Here is a 17,389-nt window from a genome sequence, read left to right as displayed (position 1 = left end):
TGTCTTTTTTATTTTTCCCTATAAACAACCTAAAGATTCCACAAATCGTCATGGAAAAATTGGAAGATTGATCTAATGATTGATAGAATAATAGAGTATGAATGAGAGGAGAGGGATCATGAATTCGGTACGCAGCAAAAGATTGTCTAGATGGGTAGTTGTGTTATTGGCTCTGGCGCTCTTGCTTCCGGCAATTCCAGCCGCAGCTCAAGCAGGCAATGGGGCGCTTACGCGTGGGGATGCAGCGGTGCTGCTGCAACAAACGCTAGGCCTTGAGGCGCCTGCGGCACAAGACAGCTTCGCAGATGTTGGCGTTAGCGACAAAGCAGCATCAGCTATCTATGCATTGAAGCAGCAAGGAATCGTTAAAGGCGATGCAAAGGGCTTCAAGCCTAACGACCCATTAACGCGTGAGCAGATGGCGTCTTTAATTGTTCGGGCATTTGGGCTTCATGACAATGGCATTCAAGTAACCTATAAGGATGCACAGAAGATTGGCAAAGCCCATCAGGCCGATGCGGTTCGATTGAAACAGTATTTTGTTGTGGAAGGCTTGGCATTCGATCCGAAGCATCATGTGAATGCGAATGAATTCGTTACCGCATTGGAGCGTGCGGCCGGCTCCGACGTTGAGAAGGAAGGCTCGATTCCACTGACGGACTTGTTCCGCCAGCCAGCCCAGTTCAGCTTCCAAGCATCGCCGGACGGGAAGAAGATTGGGTATATTCAGCCTTGGAACAATCGGCTTAATGTGTTCGTGAAGCAAGCAGGCAGCAATGAAGCAGTCCAAGTGACGAAGGAAACGGACAATAACATCGCCGGCTTCGTTTGGAAGACAGATAATACGTTGTTGTATGCAATGGATAATGGCGGCGACGAGAACTATCATATTTATAAAATCAACGCGGATGGCACGGGACGCAAAGATTTGACGCCATATGCGAATACGCGGGCGCTGCTCGTGGATGGGCTTGCGGACCAGCCTGGCTACCTGCTAGTTGCGCTGAACAAGCGCGATCCACGCGTGTTTGACGTTTACCGTTTGAATATGGAGAGCGGCGCGCTGGAGCTCGTCGCAGAAAATCCAGGCAACATAAGCGGTTGGATGACCGACCACGACGGCAAGCTGCGTGTGGCGATAGCGTCTGATGGCATTATTTCCTCTGTGCTTTATCGTGAAACCGAGGACAAGCCATTCGAGGAGCTGTACACAACGAATGTGGGCGACCAATTCTCCCCGATTATGTTTACGTATGATAACAAGCAATTATATGCGCTTAGCAATGTTGGCCGCGACAAGGCAGCTATCGTTCAGTTTGATCCTGCCGCCAAGAAGGCAGTGAAGACAGTTTACGAGAACGCTGACGTCGACGTTTCCGGCATTTTCTTCTCGAACAAAACAAAGCAGGTCACCGGTGGATATTACACATCGGATAAGGTGCATTATGAATTTACCGATGCCGATTGGAAAGCGAAGTATGAGCGGCTGCAAGCGAAGCTTCCAGGCAAATCGATCTCATTCCTTAGCATCGATGATAACTTAGAGAACGTTATGATTCTCGCATACAGCGACAGGGCGATGGGCACTTACTATGCGTATGATGCGAAAGCTGACAAGCTGACGTTGATCGCAGATACAGCGCCTTGGCTGAAGGAAGATTCGTTAGCAGAGGTTAAGCCAGTCACTTATCAAGCGCGTGATGGCTTAACGATTCACGGCTATCTCACGCTGCCGAAGGGCGCAGATCCGAAAAACCTGCCGCTCGTTGTCAATCCGCATGGCGGGCCTTGGGCGCGCGATGAATGGGGCTTTAATCCTGAAGTGCAATTGCTCGCGAATCGCGGCTATGCGGTGCTTCAAGTTAACTTCCGCGGATCAATAGGTTACGGCAAAGCGTTCCTCGATGCAGGCAACAAGCAATGGGGCAAAGCGATGCAAGATGATTTGACCGACGGCGTCAAATGGCTCGTAGGACAAGGCATCGTTAACAAGGATAAGGTTGCGATTTACGGTGCGTCTTATGGTGGCTATGCGGCTCTTGCCGGTCTTGCCTTCACGCCAGATGTATATGCTGCAGGCGTTAGCTATGTAGGGCCATCCAATCTGTTCACGCTGCTGGAGACGATTCCTCCTTACTGGTCGACCCAATTGCAAGAGTTTTATACGCGGATGGGTGATCCCGTGAAAGATAAGGATTTGCTCACCGCTGTATCGCCATTGTTCCACGTTGACCAGATCAAAGCGCCGCTGTTCGTAGCACAAGGGCAAAACGATCCACGCGTGAAGCAAGCGGAGTCTGACCAAATCGTCAAAGCATTAACCGATCGCGGCATCGATGTGCCGTACATGCTGAAAGCGAATGAAGGGCATGGGTTTGCATTGCCAGAAAACCAATTGGATTTCTATTTGGCACTGGAACGGTTCTTGCACCGCCATTTGATGGAGTAGGAAAGCACAAAAGCCTTGGAGAGCTGCCGCTAGGCGGCGCTTCAAGGCTTTTTGCCGGCTTCATTCTATATTAAGACGTATGAAAAACAGAGGACGCCAGAGCGGCGGCCCCTGTTTTTCTATGCTTGCGTCACAATATGGCAAGTTTAGGCTTTTGCTGCCGATTGCTCGAACAGCTTAACAATCTCGATAATAACATTCGTTGCTTTCTCCATATTATCGACCGATACATATTCGTATTTGCCGTGATAGTTTTCTCCGCCTGTGAAAATATTAGGTGTAGGCAGGCCCATATAGGACAGCTGCGAACCATCCGTTCCGCCGCGAATCGGGATGATGTTCGGTTCGATCCCAAGATTGCGCATCGCTTGATCGGCAATATCGACGATATGTTTGCCGGGTTCGATTTTGTCCCGCATGTTGTAGTACTGGTCTTTCAAAGCCAATTCGATACGCGACGTGCCGTATTTCCCTTGGAGTTCGTTTACGATTTGCTCCATATAAGCTTTCTTGGCAGCGAATTTGGCATTGTCATGGTCGCGAATAATGTAGATGAGCTCAGTTTGGGACACATCGCCCTCCATATGAATGAGGTGATAGAAGCCCTCGTAGCCTTCTGTATATTCAGGCGCTTCTTGTTGAGGCAGCTTCGCATGCAGCTCCATTGCGATTTTGGCGGCATGCACCATTTTACCCTTAGCAGTCCCCGGGTGGACGTTCGTTCCATGCACGGTAATCCGCGCTTGCGCTGCATTAAAGCTTTCATATTGCAGCTCACCGAGCGGACCGCCGTCCATCGTATAGGCGTACTTGGCACCGAATGCCGCAATGTCGAACTTATGCGGGCCCCTGCCGATTTCCTCGTCTGGGGTGAAGGCGACGCGGATTTTGCCATGCGGAATTTCTGGATGCGAAATAAGGTAATGCATCGCTGTCATAATTTCTGTGATGCCGGCTTTATCGTCTGCACCAAGCAAAGTCGTGCCGTCCGTCGTAATAAGCGTGTGCCCAGCGTAGCCTGCGAGCTCGGGGAAATCCTGCGTGGACAGGACAACACCGAGCGCTTCGTTCAGCACGATATTGTTGCCGTCATAATGCTCGACGACTTGCGGCTTTACATTTAGCCCAGTGAAATCAGTCGCCGTGTCGATGTGAGCGAGAAAGCCAATCGTGTCGACTTGCTTGCTCGTGTTAGAGGGCAACGTCGCCATGACATAGCAGTTATCGTCGATTGTGACCTCTTGCATGCCGATTTCCTTCAGCTCTTCGACGAGTTGGCGCGCCAGCACCCATTGTCCTGGGGTGGATGGGCATTCAGGGCTGCTGTCGTTCGCTTGCGTATCTACCGTCACATATGAGGTGAAGCGTTGAATGAGTTCCTGTTTCATCGATTGAATGCCTCCATATATCCGATTTTCTCTATATTTTAGCATGACCAAGATCGGGATACGAATGCTAGGAAATTACAGTTGTTTATTTTTGTAAAAAGTGATATCATAAAAATATCAATAAGATACCGTTTTGCAATCATAGCTGAAGGAGTGTTGAAAGTGATGAAGGAATACAAAGCTTGGCACATTAACGGGTACTTGGCATTGTTGTTGTCGCTCGTCGCAATTGTTGGTGGGGTGGTGCTGATTGCTGTAGGCGGCAGCATGGAGCCAGAGCCTAGCCTTGCGTTAATTTTGGCGGGAATCGCATTGTTCGTTTTGTTTATCGTAGGCGTATCGTCATTAACAATCGTGCAGCCAAACCAAGCGAAGGTTGTGACGTTCTTCGGCTCGTATAAAGGAACGATTCGCGACAGCGGGCTTTGGATGGTCATTCCGTTATCGAATAAAGCAAGAGTCTCTTTGAAAGTCCGTAACTTTAACAGCCAGACGCTGAAAGTGAACGATGAGGAAGGCAATCCAATCGAAATCGGCGCCGTCGTTGTATTTAAGGTGCTGGATACGGCAAAAGCGAGCTTCGACGTGGATAATTACGAACGGTTCGTGGAAATCCAAAGCGAGACGGCGATCCGCCATATCGCAGCTAAGTATCCGTATGATACGTTCGGCGACACGCCAACGTCCTCGCTTCGCGGCAATGCGGATGAAGTAGCGGCTGAGCTGCAGCAGGAGCTGCAAGAGCGCTTGGTCGTCGCTGGCGTACAAGTGGTCGAAACTCGGTTGACTCATTTGGCTTACGCACAAGAGATCGCAAGCGCCATGCTGCAACGCCAACAGGCAACTGCTATCGTATCGGCACGCCAGAAAATTGTTGAAGGCGCCGTAGGCATGGTCGATGCAGCGCTTAAGCAGCTGGAGGCTAATGGGATTCAGCTCGATGATGAGCGGCGTGCAGCGATGGTTAACAATCTTATGGTGTCCATCGTATCGGATCGGGCGGCTACTCCGGTCATCAATACGGGCTCGCTCTACAGCTAGAGGCAGCCGATGGCCAGCAAGGATAAGAAAGCTTTTCCGCTCCGCCTTGACCCGGAGCTGTACCGAGCGCTGGAGAGATGGGCGGGCGATGAATTTCGCAGCGTGAATGGGCATATCGAATTTCTGCTCCGTGAAGCATTGGCGAAGTCCGGCAGGCTGAAGCAGCCGCCGCGCCCCACGGAAGACATAGAGTAATCGGAACGTTATCGTATTCTATCTAAAAAAGCTATACAGGCCGCGGGTTGCGGCTTGTATAGCTTCTTTGTTATTTCCATCTGCCTAGCCTCTAGCCCGATGCTCCTCAAACTCGCTTCGCACACGCGCTAACAGCTTCGGATCTGCACACACATCATAGGCAGTCGATGCTAGCATTTTGGCGCCGAAGATGAGGCCTTGCATGGCACGCTCCTGCATTGCGGCATCGCGGAACTCAATTGTATGGAGTTGATAAGGCTCATCCACGACTTGAATATACGGATGGATGGCAGGGCATCGTATCGAAACATTGCCTAAATCGAGCGACCCGTTATCTTTGCCTGACGTAATCGCGGATCGTGGAATGCCGCCTTCCATGAGATTAGCCGAGAACAGCTCGGAGAGCGTCTCATTCGTAAGCAGTTCGTCATAAGAGAACTCATAGGCATTCGTCTTGAGCGTGCAGCCGGTTTGCAAGGCGGCCCCTTCGGCGCATCGGATCGCCTTTGCCGTTAATTCATTCGTATAGGCGCGCTCGGCAGAACGAAAATAAAACTTAGCCGAAGCGTAATCCGGGATAATGTTTGGGGCCTGGCCGCCAGCATCGATAATGCCATGGATTCTCGCGTCACTGCGCACCTGCTGCCGCAGCGCATTCAATGCGTTGAAGAGCAAAATGACAGCGTCCAGCGCATTAATGCCTTCATGTGGGTTAGCGGCCGCATGTGCGGTTTTGCCAGAGAACTCGAACTGAATTGCATCCATGGCGAGGGACTGGCCGGATTTCTCGTATGTATGGTATGGATGCGCCATTAATGCAAAAGAACAATCATCGAACAGCCCGGCTTGTGCCATCGTCACTTTGGCGCCCTTTGTTTCTTCCGCAGGGGTGCCATAAACACGAATGGAGCCGCCTGTTTGGCTAATGATTGCCTTCAATCCAACGGCTGCAGCTACGCCCATAACCCCGATAATGTGATGGCCACATGCGTGACCGATTTCAGGCAATGCATCATATTCGCATAAAAAAGCAGCGGTTGCGCCCGGCTGGCCCGAATCAAAAGTGGCGATAAAGGCGGTCGGCAGGCCAAGAACGCCCCGTTCGACGTTGAAACCATGCCGTTCTAACTCTTCTGCGAGCAGAGCTGAAGAACGAAACTCCTCATGTCCAAGCTCCGGGTGTGCCCCGATATCGAGCGAGAGTGATGTCCAATGCTGGGCATTCGCATCAATCACGTCGACGATTTGCTTAGGAATGGTCATCTTATTATGCCTCCCGTAGAGTATTTAATTGTACAGCAATAATTTCATTATACTGCTCTATGCAGGGGAGGAGTCAAAGGGGGGAGGGCTGCCGCCCTTAAGCAGGCGTTAGGAAGCTGCGCAAGGGCGGCAGATTTTTGCCGTTAATGTGTTGAATCGGGCGTTTGGTCCGGCATGCTTGGTCCTTTGGCATTCGCTAATGAAGCTGGCAGCGTTCCTGGTTCCTCGGCAAGCTCGGCGAATGATTTAATTTTGCCGTGTGGCGGATGCTGGTTGTGCTTGCGTTGGTGCCAAGCGTTGACGCGGCGGTTTTTGGACGTAGTCATGTTGGGTACACCCTTTCGATTCAATAATGAGTTCGCTCCACTAGGTTCTTCCCGAATGGCTCGAAACATGTGCAGCTGGCGGCTAACAATCGTTAGAAATTACTCGAAAGCTGTCGAAAATTTACACTCCGTAAACAAAAACGTGGAGTTCATTTGAACTATGTGACCTATAGTTGTGCTATATATACACAATTTTCTATTTGAAGGAGTGGTAATTTTATGGTGCTCAACATGAAAAAAAGGCCGGAAGAAGCAACAAAAGAGAACATTAGCTCCAAAGTTACGCCCTCAGACCCATATGCCTCAGAAGCAGGCAAAACATCTCCCATGGACTTGCGCGAAATTTCGCTTCGCCATTATACAAGGACCTGCACGACAGTAAAGGCAGATATGACATGCCTTGCTATGCTCCAGGCTTTCAAGCGAAATGTGGCAGCGGAATGTGCTGTTGTTGTGGAACAGGGGAAGCCGATTGGATTGATTATGCGGAATCGGTTTTATATGCATTTGAGCCAGCGGTTCGGAGCGGAGCTCTATTACGACAAGCCCGTTACGAAGCTGATGGATAGCAGCCCATTGGTTGCCCAAGTGGGAATGCCGCCGTCCGTGCTCATAGGTGAGGCGCTCGGGCGTGATGAAGCGACGTTATATGATTGTGTCATTGTGACGGAGAATGGTGTCGTGAACGGCGTGTTAACCGTTGGCGATTTGCTGCGGCTCTCCCGGGATGTGCAAGAGGAGGCCGTTCGGCGCCAGTCGGCAACGCTAAGGGAGGCTAGGGAGCTGATGGCGGCAATCGACCAAGCAATAGCGGAGGTGAAGGTTTCGACTTCCGAAGGTGAGCGGATGTCAGGCGAGATGGTAGAGATGACGCTGCAGGGGAAAACAGAGCTTAACCAGGTAAAAGGAGCATTCGAGCGGCTAATTGGCCAAACGCAGGAGCAGGCAGCGCAATTTGCAGAATTGCAGGATGTCGCCAACGATGTAGGCGATGTCACCGTACTGATTCGCGATATGGCGGAGCAGTCCAATCTGCTTGCGGTGAATGCTGCGATTGAAGCGGCAAGAGCGGGAGAGCATGGGAAAGGTTTTGCCGTTGTAGCCGATCATATGCGCTTGATGGCAACGGAGACCAAACGTTCGGCGGACCGAATCGCGGGTCTGGTTCAAGGCATACAAGGAGCAATAAAGCAGACGGCAGAGCTTACTGGCCAGAGCCAATTGGAAACATCCAAGAGCAGTGAGCTTGTCCTGTCGGCGTCTGCAGCATTCGAGCGCCTCTTCCGTTCTGCCGTACATAACAGCGAGAGCAGCCGGCAAGTCGCGGCCTTGTCAGATCAAGCTTATGTCCGCTCCGCAAGCGTGCAGGAACGCATGTCAGCATTAGCGGGAGCAATGAAATCCAATGGATAAGTTTACTAGACCTTCATATGAAGATAATTTTCCCTTAACAGACGAGCAGTAAGATCAATCTTGTAGAAACGAACCTAATTCGAGGAGTGGTCATTCTTGTTTAAGAAATTAACTTTAAAGCTCGCAGTCGTTGCTGCTTGCTTATCGCTGCTGGTGTCGGCACAAGCTGGCGCAGCTAGCAATCTCAAAGGCACGATTGAAATCGACGGCTCCAGCACGGTTTACCCGATTACGGAAGCAGTCGCTGAAGAGTTCGGCAAAATTAACAAAGACGTTCGCGTAACAGTAGGCGTATCCGGCACGGGCGGCGGGTTCAAACGTTTCTGTAACGGCGAAATCGCAATCGCGGATGCATCGCGTCCAATCTCCAGCGCAGAGAAAGACGCTTGTAAATCGAAAGGCATCACGTATACAGACTTAACGGTCGCTTACGATGGCATTACGGTCGTTATCAACAAAAACAATACGTGGGCTTCGAAGCTGACGGCTGCCGAGCTCAAATCGATTTTCCAAAAAGATTCCAAAGTGAAAACGTGGGCAGACGTTCGCAGCGGCTTCCCAGATGAGAAAATCAATATCTATTCCCCAGGCGCTGATTCCGGCACGTTCGACTTCTTCACGGAGAAAGTAAACGGCAAAGCAAAAGCGAGCCGCAGCGACAAGCAAATTACGTTCAGCGAAGACGATAACGTGCTTGTAGAAGGCGTTACCAAAGACAAATATGCAATCGGCTACTTCGGCTATGCGTATTATGTAGAAAACAAAGCGAAGCTGAAATCGGTAGCGATCTATATGGCTAACGGCAAAACGCCAGTAGGCCCTACGGCTACGACGATCGCCAACGGCACGTACTTCCTGTCACGTCCAATCTTCATCTATGTCAGCAAAAAAGAGCTGGCTCGTCCAGAAGTAAAAGAGTTCGCGAAGTTCTATATGGCGCATGGCGCTGAGCTGTCGAAGGAAGTCGGCTACATTCCGCTTTCCTCCGGCTGGTATAAATCGCAAGCTAGTAAACTGGACTAATCCCAATTATTAGTATAAAACAAGCCTAACCGATAGGGTTAGGCTTGTTTCTATTTTTGTTTCCTATTCCTTGATAAGTAAAAAATAGGGTGATATAATGATGGCACTCATTTGCTTAAATAGATAGGATTGCAAAGAGGGGGGACAAATGAATATACTCGTATGGTCTTTCGACACACCTCTTACTTTTCTGCTTACTTCGTACTTAGCCACTCACAAATGTTTAATTACTGTCGTTACCGATTACGGGCATGTGGATGAACTCCCTGACCAGAATTGGACGTTTATGCTCCTTGTTAATCCGACCTATGACCAACTTAGCGCAATTACAGATCAACTAGAACGATTGGGATGCTTGCCGATTTATTTATTCACCAACCGATTAGAGCCACGGCTTTGCGAACTTTCGAATGAAGTGGGGATAAACGGCGTATTTGAAGAACCATTAATGAAGCTATTCGGTACGATGGTGAACGATCAACCGAAGGTGCGGGAGCCTACGGCTGAACGTTCGGAAGGAAACGAATCACCGATATGCTTGGGGGAATTTAAAGTCGATTTGCCGCGGCGGGTGTTGTATAAGCATCATGAGCGGGTTGAATTAACCAAGCGGGAAACGGAAGTGCTGTCTTATATGCTCTGTAATCCGAATCGCGTTATTGATCGGGAAGAGTTATTGATGGCGCTCTGGGATAATCTCGGTGCCGATTCGAATGTGTATATCACGATTCGCAATTTGCGCAAAAAATTAGAAGATGACATTAACGATCCCAAAATTATTATTACGAATCGCGGCGGGGGATATTCGTTGCGGAGGTAGACGGCATTAATGGAATCTACTTCGAAATTTTAGGTGTTGTTTATGTTGAATCGATAGCTGTAATGCTATTATGAAAGTGCTTTCACACTAGTGATAGAAAGGAGGGACTCATACAATGGCATGTCCAAGTGGTTATAATAGCACTGGTTCTTGTACGGCAGTTTATATTTGCGATACATTCAGTTCTTGCACCTCTAAGCAAGGGCGTTATGTAGTATTGTCGGAATTTTGCCACCGTGATTATCCAACTGTTGATGGTTATTGCAAGGAAACATCACGCTCAATGATCGGTTGTTGCTAATTAATGAAATGGGGGAGAATTTAAATGGCATGTCCAAGCGGATATTATCCTGTTAGTGGTTACTGTTCTACTGAATATGTATGCTACTATTACAGCGGCTGCACAGGCGATTCTGGCCGTTATGTACAGACGTATGATAAATGCGGAATAAATGTGTCGAACGGCGTTCAAACGTATTGCTTTAAAGGCAGCGCTTCGATGATCGGTTGCTGCTAACTATCAATTTGTCTTTTCACTAGTAGTTAACTAGTGAGCTTTGTGCAAACGTATGCGCGGCTTTCCTGCTAAGGAGAGCTGCGCTTCACGAGGAGGCCATCATTGATGGATAGGAAAATGAGCCCGTTTTTAAAGCCTATCGAGCAATTTGAGGTGGGAGACTATATGACAGATATATCGGTTGGTGATAGGCATGGGGACATTATCACGCTTCACTCTCTTATTACCGATCATCTCATGCTTATCATCCTAAGCGATTCGTGCGAACCCTGTTTTGAGAGCTTGAATGCGGTCGCAGAGTTTGCTGAAACGAGAGAACAAGCGAACATTGTTGTTTTGCTTAGCTCGGATGAAGAGACCATGCTGCAAGTTAGGCAGGGGCTTCCCGAAAGTGTGAAGCTATTTGGTGTTGATTATGCTGATATCGGGCGGAAGTGGAAAACCTATCGTTTTCCATGGGGATATTGCTTAAATCGCAAAGGCCAAATATTGACGAGTAAGGGAGTAGGGGCGGTTGATTTGCTCGCTGAAGCATATCGGCCATTTTTGCGGCAAATCGATCCTGTTCCTAGCCCGTGAGTGATATGGTTCGGCTGCTCCGCCTGTTATGGGTGAATAACAAAACGTATATTGTACTGATTGTATCTGCATTGGTAGTGATGACGGTCGCTTCTAGCAGTTCGGTTATCGTCACGCAAAGGCTGATCGATTCGTTAACTGGCGCTGAGGGAATGGCGGTGGCTGGGAAGCTAATGTTGCTCACTTTAGCGATTCGGGCCGTTTCATTGCTGGCTGGTTATGTGCGCAGCTATTCGGAGAGTGTGTTTGCGCTTAGAAGCCAAAATGCGTTGCGGGAATATTTGCTAAAATCGCTCCGTTTCAACACGATTACGATGGTCGAACGCCCAGCATACCGTAACGATTTATTTCTTGTCTCCATGGGCTTGACGAACATGCACCAAATGATCCAGACGATCTTCAGCTTCGCTCAGCATACGATGATGCTCATTACTTATGGCTGGATGCTTATTCAATTTCATTGGCTGCTGCCGCTTATTGTGATCGCTTATTCCATTCCGAATATAAGGTTTGAGTATGCGATTTCTAAGGATCGGATGCTTCAGATGGAAGCGCTAATTGAGAAGGATCGGGGCGCCCAGACCGTGTTTGACGTTCTGACCCGGCCTGATGCCCAGAAAGAATTGCTTATTTTTATGGCTCGCCCGTTTCTAGGCAAACGGTGGGCGAGTAAGGCGACTGATTTATTACATTGCAAAATGTCGTACGAACGGTCAAACACGATCCGGCAATTAAGGGCTAGCCTCCCGGCATTGGTCGGTTTTTGCGCTGTTCAACTCGTTCTCATATATCAAGTTGCTAAAGGGAATGCAACGATTGGCGCCTACGTCGCAATGACTTCAGCGATTGCTGTCACAGAAGGCTCATGGGTCGGTTTGTTCCACGCATTCGGAGGGTTCCGCCAGACCGCACATGTGAAGGATCGGTATTTTGAATTTATTAATCGATATGGCACTAATAGTGCAAACGATACCACCACTTTGGGAACTGGCGAGGGCGATTCGGCCACGGAGAGTGAAGCCCCTCGGGAGCTGCGGCTTGCTCATGCAACGTTCCGTTATCCAGACAATGAGAAAGCTGCATTGAGGAACGTTAACTGCTCCGTTCGGCTAGGCGAGGCTGTTGCGATTGTAGGCGAGAATGGATCGGGCAAGTCGACGCTCGGCAAGCTGCTATTCGGGCTTCATGATATACCGGATGGGATGCTCTATGTTGGGGAAACCGATATAAACGCCAGTGACCGTTCGGACGTGTTTCGGCATCAATCGGTAGTGAATCAAGATTTTGCCCGCTTTCCGTTCGACGTATATGACAATGTGGCCATGCAAGAGCTGGACGACAATCAACGCGAGCAATTTATCGCATTCATCGATCATTATCCGCAATTGTTTACCGAGGAGCTGCGAAATAACTTGTCCATTCTGCTCGGCAATGAATTCGAAAATTCCCGGCAATTGTCTGGGGGGCAATGGCAGCGGATCGCAATTGCAAGAGCGCTTTATAAGCCAGCCGCATATTTGCTGTTGGATGAGGCAACATCGGCGCTTGATCCGGAATTGGAGCTGATGCTCATGACAGGCATCGTGAAGGCCCGCCAAGGCTTGGCAACGGTGTTTGTCACGCATCGCCTGGGCTCTGCGCAGCTAGCTGACCGAATCATCGTTATGCATGAAGGCCGAATCATCGAAGAAGGCTCGCATGCGGAGCTAATCGATAAGCGGGGCAAATATTATGCCATGTGGCAAGTACAACATAATTGGATGGAGGATACTGATGAGTCGATTCAATTTTCTGTCTCTCTATAAGGAACGGAAGGAGGAGCATGCCGTCTGGCCGATTGGAGAGCGCTTTCCTGTTCCGGTAGGGAACGAAATTCATACAGGTTTTTTTGTTTTCGTATCGTTCTCATGCGGACATTGCATCGACCTCTTCCCGCACTTGAATGAGCTGCAGGAAGAAACGGAAATTCCATTCCTGCTTTTCTGTGCGGCAGACCAGGAGACGATAAGGGAAGCTGCCGATCACTTCGGCTTTTCGTTCGGTTGGGAAGCAGTCGAATTCGATGAGCTAAAGAGCGTATACCGCGTGTATGAGACGCCTTATATCTATTACATTCGGGATGGGGTAGTGGCTGGAAGCCAGACAGTTGATACAGCAGAGGAATTTAGCCGGTTTATTCAAGCCTCTGCCGGGAAGTGAATGAGCCTGATGCTGCATGATTTGAAAATGATCCTAAACGTTGCGGCGGCTATTTTATTCGGCATATCTTTTATGAGCAAAACGCAGACGCTTGATGATTTCAAATACCATCTGCATAACTATCGTTTCATTCCTGTCCGCTTGGCTGCAGTGGCTGCTTATGCTGTATTGGCAGCGGAGCTATTGCTCGCCCTATTGCTGGCTGGCCAGTGGTTTTCGCCTTGGCCGGAAGTTGCTGCTATCGTGATGCTGGTGGCATTTAGTGCTGGATTAGCTTTCTTGGCCAAATCGAAGCAAAACGGAACATGCGCTTGCTTCGGCTCGATTGAGCTTCTCAATCGGCGGCCGTTGCTCCGTAATGCGGTGCTAGTCGCGGCGTTATTGATCAGCATGTGGCTGCCAGATTTACATGAAGGGCTATGGTCCCGAATGGACGCGATGCTGTTCACAGCAACATCAATAGCCATAGCGGGATATGTGCTTGTTGGCAAACAATTGAGGGAGGTGAGCCGGTGGAAGCCCTATTGATTCGAACGGCATGGATGATCGGCGTGCTGATGCTATTCGTTCTGGTCTTCCGGAAGCGGCGGCTTGCTTTCCAACAGGCTGTGAGCCAACAGTTCGAGCATTTATCCGGCAAATTCGGAACAGGGACGGCGATGCCGGAAGCAATTGTAGTGGCTAATTATGCATACCCCGATTTTGGAGAGATGGACAAGCTGTTGGCGGCACATGCCAGTGTGCCGTCCATCGTTGTATTTTTCGGTCCCGAGTGGCTGAAGGACATTAAGTGCAAGCAATGGCATTCGCATATCGTCATTACTCCCCGTGAAGCGGGCTGGCCCACAGAAGAGAAGTTGCTCTTTCGGGTGCTAGCGAAGCGGCGGGGAATGTTTGTATTGGTTAACGAAGCGATGGCCTATTTAGCCGAACAATTGAAGGGGAAGGTGAGCCCATGAGTACTGGCATTCAAGCTCAAATTATTGCGGGAGACGAAATTGTGTTCGACAAGGAAGCGGGGTTGCAATCCATTGTGCGCATTCGCAATCGGGCAGAGGTGGAGCTGCTTCCAAGTGTTGTTGTGCTCCAGTGCCTGTATAAGCTGTTATTTGACCAAGATGAAACGACAGTTAATCTCGATATATTTTGTCTAAATGAGAGCGGACAAGTTGTGTTTCATGACATGCTTACTGAAATTAGCAACGTTCGGGAGCCGGGCATGCCGCCTGGAATCGATATTGCAGCGTTCGTTCGGATTCTCGTTATGGAGGAAGGCGTTCATCTGATTCGGCTGGAAAGCGAAGGAACCGTGCTAGCGCAGTATCCTTTGTTGATTCAGGCATCTGGGCATCAGGAAGACGCGGCAAGCTGATGGTCAAACGAACTTTGCTCACTGGCACGTTAGTCATGGCACTTGTTTCGTCCATGCTGATTGGCTGCCAATCTGCAAGAGAGAGCGGACTGGAGTCTGAGTCTGGCGAAAAAGAAGCACTCACGCTTAAAATTGTAGATTTTAATAAATTGTCGTTTGAAAGCTGGGGGGGAGAAGACCTTCGGCATCAATTCCCACAGATTCGATTTGAAGTGGTCCCAATTATACAGGGCGAAACAGGTTTGAATCAACATAATAAGATGAAGCCTGCTAGCGAGCTGCTGGAGGAAAGCCAGCCAGATATTCTTGTTTTGTCGCAGTATGAATACGAGAAGCTATCAGGTGAAGGCAAGCTGCTTGAGCTTGATCCCTTAATCAAGCAGGACAACTATGATATGGAAGGTTTCGTACCGATCGTTACTGATTTCTTAAGAACGGCAGGGAAAGGGAAAATGTACGGGTTGTCGCCTACATTCGCGGGAAGCGGCATTATTTATAACAAGGATTTGTTTGATCGGTATAACATTCCTTACCCGTCAGAGGCAATGTCGAAGGAAGAGCTGTTCCAGCTGGTTAAGCGTTTCCCTGTCGACGGCCAAGGGAATGAGCGGATATTCGGATACTTGTCTAACTCGGCAGGCGTCAATGCGTTGATGAGCCAAATCATCTATTCAGGTCATATGGAAGGCTTGTCTGCCGTCGATCCAACGGGAAAGACGATGCAGATTTCTTCGCCGGAATGGCGGCGCATCTTCCAGATGGTGTTAGACGCTGCTAGCTCGAAGGCTTGGCTAGACGAGGGCTTTACCGATCTGATGAAAAATGCGAAAGATATGCGAATCTACGATTGGTTCCCAAGCGGACGTGTCGCAATGACGTCGACCTCCTATCAAGATTTGCTGACACTACAAGCGTATTGGGATAGCCATCCTAATGTGAAGCCTTTCAAATACGGTTTGACACGGTCGCCTGTTGATCCAGCAAATCCAGATACGGGCAATTCCGTATCATTGAATTTTATTCTCGCCATTAACGCAAAATCTCCTAATGTCGATGCAGCTTGGGATGTGATCCGCTATGTGACGGGCGAACAATGGGCGGCAAAGCACGCCAAAACCTTCTATCAGCTATCGTCGCGCTCGGCCTATGTTACTTTATGGAACGGCGTGAGTTTGCTGCCGTTTTATGAAGGGCAGCGGATCGCTAATCGTTATGACGAGCCTTATGAGTTACTTCCGGAAGGATTTATCGATGCTTGGGTGGTGGATGCCGAGAAAGAGCTGCAGAACGTTATGAACAAAAAGGCGACTTTAGATGAAGCGATCAAGGCGATTGAGGAGCTAGGGAGGATGCGAATTTCAACTGGCCATAGCGAAGGAGGCAATCCATGATTAAGGTACACAATGCGTATCGCAAATATATGAGAAAAAGCATGATCACGGCTTGTACACTTGCACTGCTTCTGGCAGGATGCAGTAGCGGGACGGGTTCTTCTGCAGATCCAGTGAGTAAGCCTCGAGATGTAACGAAATTGACGGTTCTTTATGCCAGTCAAGATAGTTTCAATCAGGTTTATGGAGAAATGCTCCATGAACGGTTTCCAGAATATGAGTTTGAAGTTATTCCTCGGGAAGCGGGCACTACGGAGACATCGTATGGTTATATGATCAATACGATTCCTTTGGAAGAGATTCTAGCCAAACAGCAGCCGGATCTTCTCATGTTGTACCAGCCCGAATACGGCAAGCTAGCACAGCAAGGCCAACTTCTCGGACTGGATTCACTGGTTGCCCAGGATAAATTAGATCTAGGGGCGCTAGTCCCTCTTGTCACCGATTATTTGAAATCGGAGGGAGGCGGCAAACTGTATGGCCTCGCGCCTACTTTCCACTCTGAGGCACTATTTTATAACGCATCGTTATTCGACCAGTACGGGATTCCATATCCGAAGGATGGGATGACGAATAGCGAACTGTTGCAACTAGCGGAGCGGTTCCCTACAGATGGGGATGCAGCCAACAGAGTTTACGGATATACAACTTTCCCAGTTATTTCTAATCCACTGCGTACGCTTATGGATCAGATGATACTGATGGGACATCGCCAAGGATTATCCGTCGTGGATTCCACAGGAACGAAGATTATGAGCGATGGCTCACGTTGGCGCGATCTATTTAATGCGATGGCGAGTGTGCTTCACAAAGGCGCATGGCATCTAAATTATGCGCCGAAGGATGATTTGCCTGACGCTGCGACAGAGTTGTATTATTCGGGACGCGCCGCTATGATCGATGGCTCCTATACTATGCTTACCGAATTAGAAGACTATCGAAGCCAGCATCCCGATGCGCCCCAATTCCCAAATAAATTGGTCCGGATGCCAGTTAACCCGGATGATCCGGATGCAGGAAGTCCTCTTCAGTTATCGGAAATTATTGCAATCAACGCGAAATCAACGAACACAGAAGCTGCATGGAAAGTGCTGCAATATTTGAATGGCGAAGAATGGGCCAAATCGTTAGAAGCGTTGGGAAGGGCGATTCCGACTTATAAATCACAGGCGGAAGCGCGCAATGGCGTTAGCCTGCTGCCGTTCTATGAAGGGCAGCGATTGGCTGATCGGGATGATGAGCCTTATGATCAAATGCCCGAGAAGTTTATGGTCCGGTTCGAAGAAGAGGGTGAGCCTATTTTCCGTGATGCGGTAGAAGGGCGAAAGCCGCCGGAAGAAGCGTTCGATGAAATCGTCGGGCTTGGGCAGCAATTGCTCGAATCGATGAAAAAATGACGGCTTGGGATATGAA

The 17,389-nt window shown here is 49.3% G+C and carries 18 protein-coding genes; 15 read left to right on the top strand and 3 right to left on the bottom strand.

Going from position 1 to position 17,389, the window contains the following annotated elements; translation table 11 throughout:
• Positions 1 to 118: 118 nt before the first annotated feature.
• Positions 119 to 2,449, top strand: a complete 2,331-nt coding sequence (locus tag GON22_RS10725; RefSeq protein WP_160396093.1) for a S9 family peptidase — start codon at positions 119 to 121, stop codon at positions 2,447 to 2,449.
• A 146-nt stretch (positions 2,450 to 2,595) separates the two neighbouring features.
• Here the strand turns inward: GON22_RS10725 and pepT are convergent, their stop codons facing one another.
• On the bottom strand, positions 2,596 to 3,837 hold the full coding sequence (gene pepT / locus GON22_RS10720; protein WP_160396092.1) for a peptidase T: 1,242 nt from the start codon (positions 3,835 to 3,837) through the stop codon (positions 2,596 to 2,598).
• 165 nt (positions 3,838 to 4,002) lie between these two features.
• On the opposite strand from pepT, the gene GON22_RS10715 reads away from it, so the two are divergent.
• Together GON22_RS10715 and GON22_RS10710 are read left to right on the top strand one after the other, a co-directional pair.
• Positions 4,003 to 4,878 carry an SPFH domain-containing protein gene (locus tag GON22_RS10715; protein ID WP_160396091.1) on the top strand — a complete coding sequence of 292 codons (876 nt, stop codon included), beginning with the start codon at positions 4,003 to 4,005 and terminating at the stop codon, positions 4,876 to 4,878.
• Between the two features lie 9 nt (positions 4,879 to 4,887).
• The gene (locus GON22_RS10710; RefSeq protein WP_160396090.1) at positions 4,888 to 5,073 is read left to right on the top strand and encodes a hypothetical protein; all 186 of its coding nucleotides are present in this window, start codon (positions 4,888 to 4,890) and stop codon (positions 5,071 to 5,073) included.
• A gap of 84 nt (positions 5,074 to 5,157) precedes the next feature.
• Here GON22_RS10710 and GON22_RS10705 read toward each other — a convergent pair whose 3' ends face one another.
• Positions 5,158 to 6,336 (bottom strand): M20 family metallopeptidase, encoded by a 1,179-nt coding sequence (locus GON22_RS10705; protein ID WP_202113191.1) that lies wholly within the window; start codon positions 6,334 to 6,336, stop codon positions 5,158 to 5,160.
• 143 nt (positions 6,337 to 6,479) lie between these two features.
• A complete protein-coding gene (locus GON22_RS25715; protein ID WP_202113194.1) occupies positions 6,480 to 6,662 on the bottom strand; it encodes a DUF6254 family protein in 183 nt (60 codons plus the stop codon).
• Positions 6,663 to 6,881: 219 nt separating this feature from the next.
• Between GON22_RS25715 and GON22_RS10700 the strand changes: the two genes are divergently transcribed.
• The 12 genes from GON22_RS10700 to GON22_RS10645 all read left to right on the top strand — a co-directional run bounded on the left by GON22_RS10700 (position 6,882) and on the right by GON22_RS10645 (position 17,373).
• Positions 6,882 to 8,075 carry a methyl-accepting chemotaxis protein gene (locus tag GON22_RS10700; protein ID WP_160396089.1) on the top strand — a complete coding sequence of 398 codons (1,194 nt, stop codon included), beginning with the start codon at positions 6,882 to 6,884 and terminating at the stop codon, positions 8,073 to 8,075.
• 96 nt (positions 8,076 to 8,171) lie between these two features.
• The gene (locus tag GON22_RS10695; RefSeq protein WP_160396088.1) at positions 8,172 to 9,098 is read left to right on the top strand and encodes a PstS family phosphate ABC transporter substrate-binding protein; all 927 of its coding nucleotides are present in this window, start codon (positions 8,172 to 8,174) and stop codon (positions 9,096 to 9,098) included.
• 148 nt (positions 9,099 to 9,246) lie between these two features.
• A complete protein-coding gene (locus GON22_RS10690) occupies positions 9,247 to 9,918 on the top strand; it encodes a winged helix family transcriptional regulator (protein WP_160396087.1) in 672 nt (223 codons plus the stop codon).
• A gap of 325 nt (positions 9,919 to 10,243) precedes the next feature.
• On the top strand, positions 10,244 to 10,435 hold the full coding sequence (locus tag GON22_RS10685) for a hypothetical protein (RefSeq protein ID WP_160396086.1): 192 nt from the start codon (positions 10,244 to 10,246) through the stop codon (positions 10,433 to 10,435).
• Between the two features lie 105 nt (positions 10,436 to 10,540).
• Positions 10,541 to 11,014, top strand: coding sequence for a hypothetical protein (locus GON22_RS10680; RefSeq protein WP_160396085.1), 474 nt, complete (start codon positions 10,541 to 10,543; stop codon positions 11,012 to 11,014).
• A 5-nt stretch (positions 11,015 to 11,019) separates the two neighbouring features.
• Positions 11,020 to 12,819, top strand: coding sequence for an ABC transporter ATP-binding protein (locus GON22_RS10675; protein ID WP_237179108.1), 1,800 nt, complete (start codon positions 11,020 to 11,022; stop codon positions 12,817 to 12,819).
• Positions 12,788 to 13,213 carry a TlpA family protein disulfide reductase gene (locus GON22_RS10670; protein WP_160396083.1) on the top strand — a complete coding sequence of 142 codons (426 nt, stop codon included), beginning with the start codon at positions 12,788 to 12,790 and terminating at the stop codon, positions 13,211 to 13,213. Before GON22_RS10675 ends, GON22_RS10670 begins: the two co-directional genes overlap by 32 nt.
• Positions 13,214 to 13,222: 9 nt before the next feature.
• Entirely contained in the window at positions 13,223 to 13,741 is a 519-nt protein-coding gene (locus tag GON22_RS10665; protein ID WP_237179102.1) for a MauE/DoxX family redox-associated membrane protein, read from the top strand.
• Entirely contained in the window at positions 13,726 to 14,172 is a 447-nt protein-coding gene (locus GON22_RS10660) for a hypothetical protein (RefSeq protein WP_160396081.1), read from the top strand. Before GON22_RS10665 ends, GON22_RS10660 begins: the two co-directional genes overlap by 16 nt.
• Positions 14,169 to 14,585 carry a hypothetical protein gene (locus GON22_RS10655; RefSeq protein ID WP_160396080.1) on the top strand — a complete coding sequence of 139 codons (417 nt, stop codon included), beginning with the start codon at positions 14,169 to 14,171 and terminating at the stop codon, positions 14,583 to 14,585. The genes GON22_RS10660 and GON22_RS10655 overlap by 4 nt, the downstream gene beginning before the upstream one ends.
• Complete coding sequence (locus GON22_RS10650; RefSeq protein WP_160396079.1) at positions 14,585 to 15,976, top strand: ABC transporter substrate-binding protein; 1,392 nt, start codon at positions 14,585 to 14,587, stop codon at positions 15,974 to 15,976. The genes GON22_RS10655 and GON22_RS10650 overlap by 1 nt, the downstream gene beginning before the upstream one ends.
• A complete protein-coding gene (locus GON22_RS10645) occupies positions 15,973 to 17,373 on the top strand; it encodes an ABC transporter substrate-binding protein (protein ID WP_160396078.1) in 1,401 nt (466 codons plus the stop codon). The genes GON22_RS10650 and GON22_RS10645 overlap by 4 nt, the downstream gene beginning before the upstream one ends.
• Positions 17,374 to 17,389: the final 16 nt, after the last annotated feature.

The sequence above is a fragment of the Paenibacillus sp. MMS18-CY102 genome (assembly GCF_009789195.1).
Lineage (GTDB): Bacteria > Bacillota > Bacilli > Paenibacillales > Paenibacillaceae > Paenibacillus_T.
The sequence above is the reverse complement of the archived record's forward strand: the minus strand, read 5'-3'. Positions and strand labels throughout refer to the sequence as shown.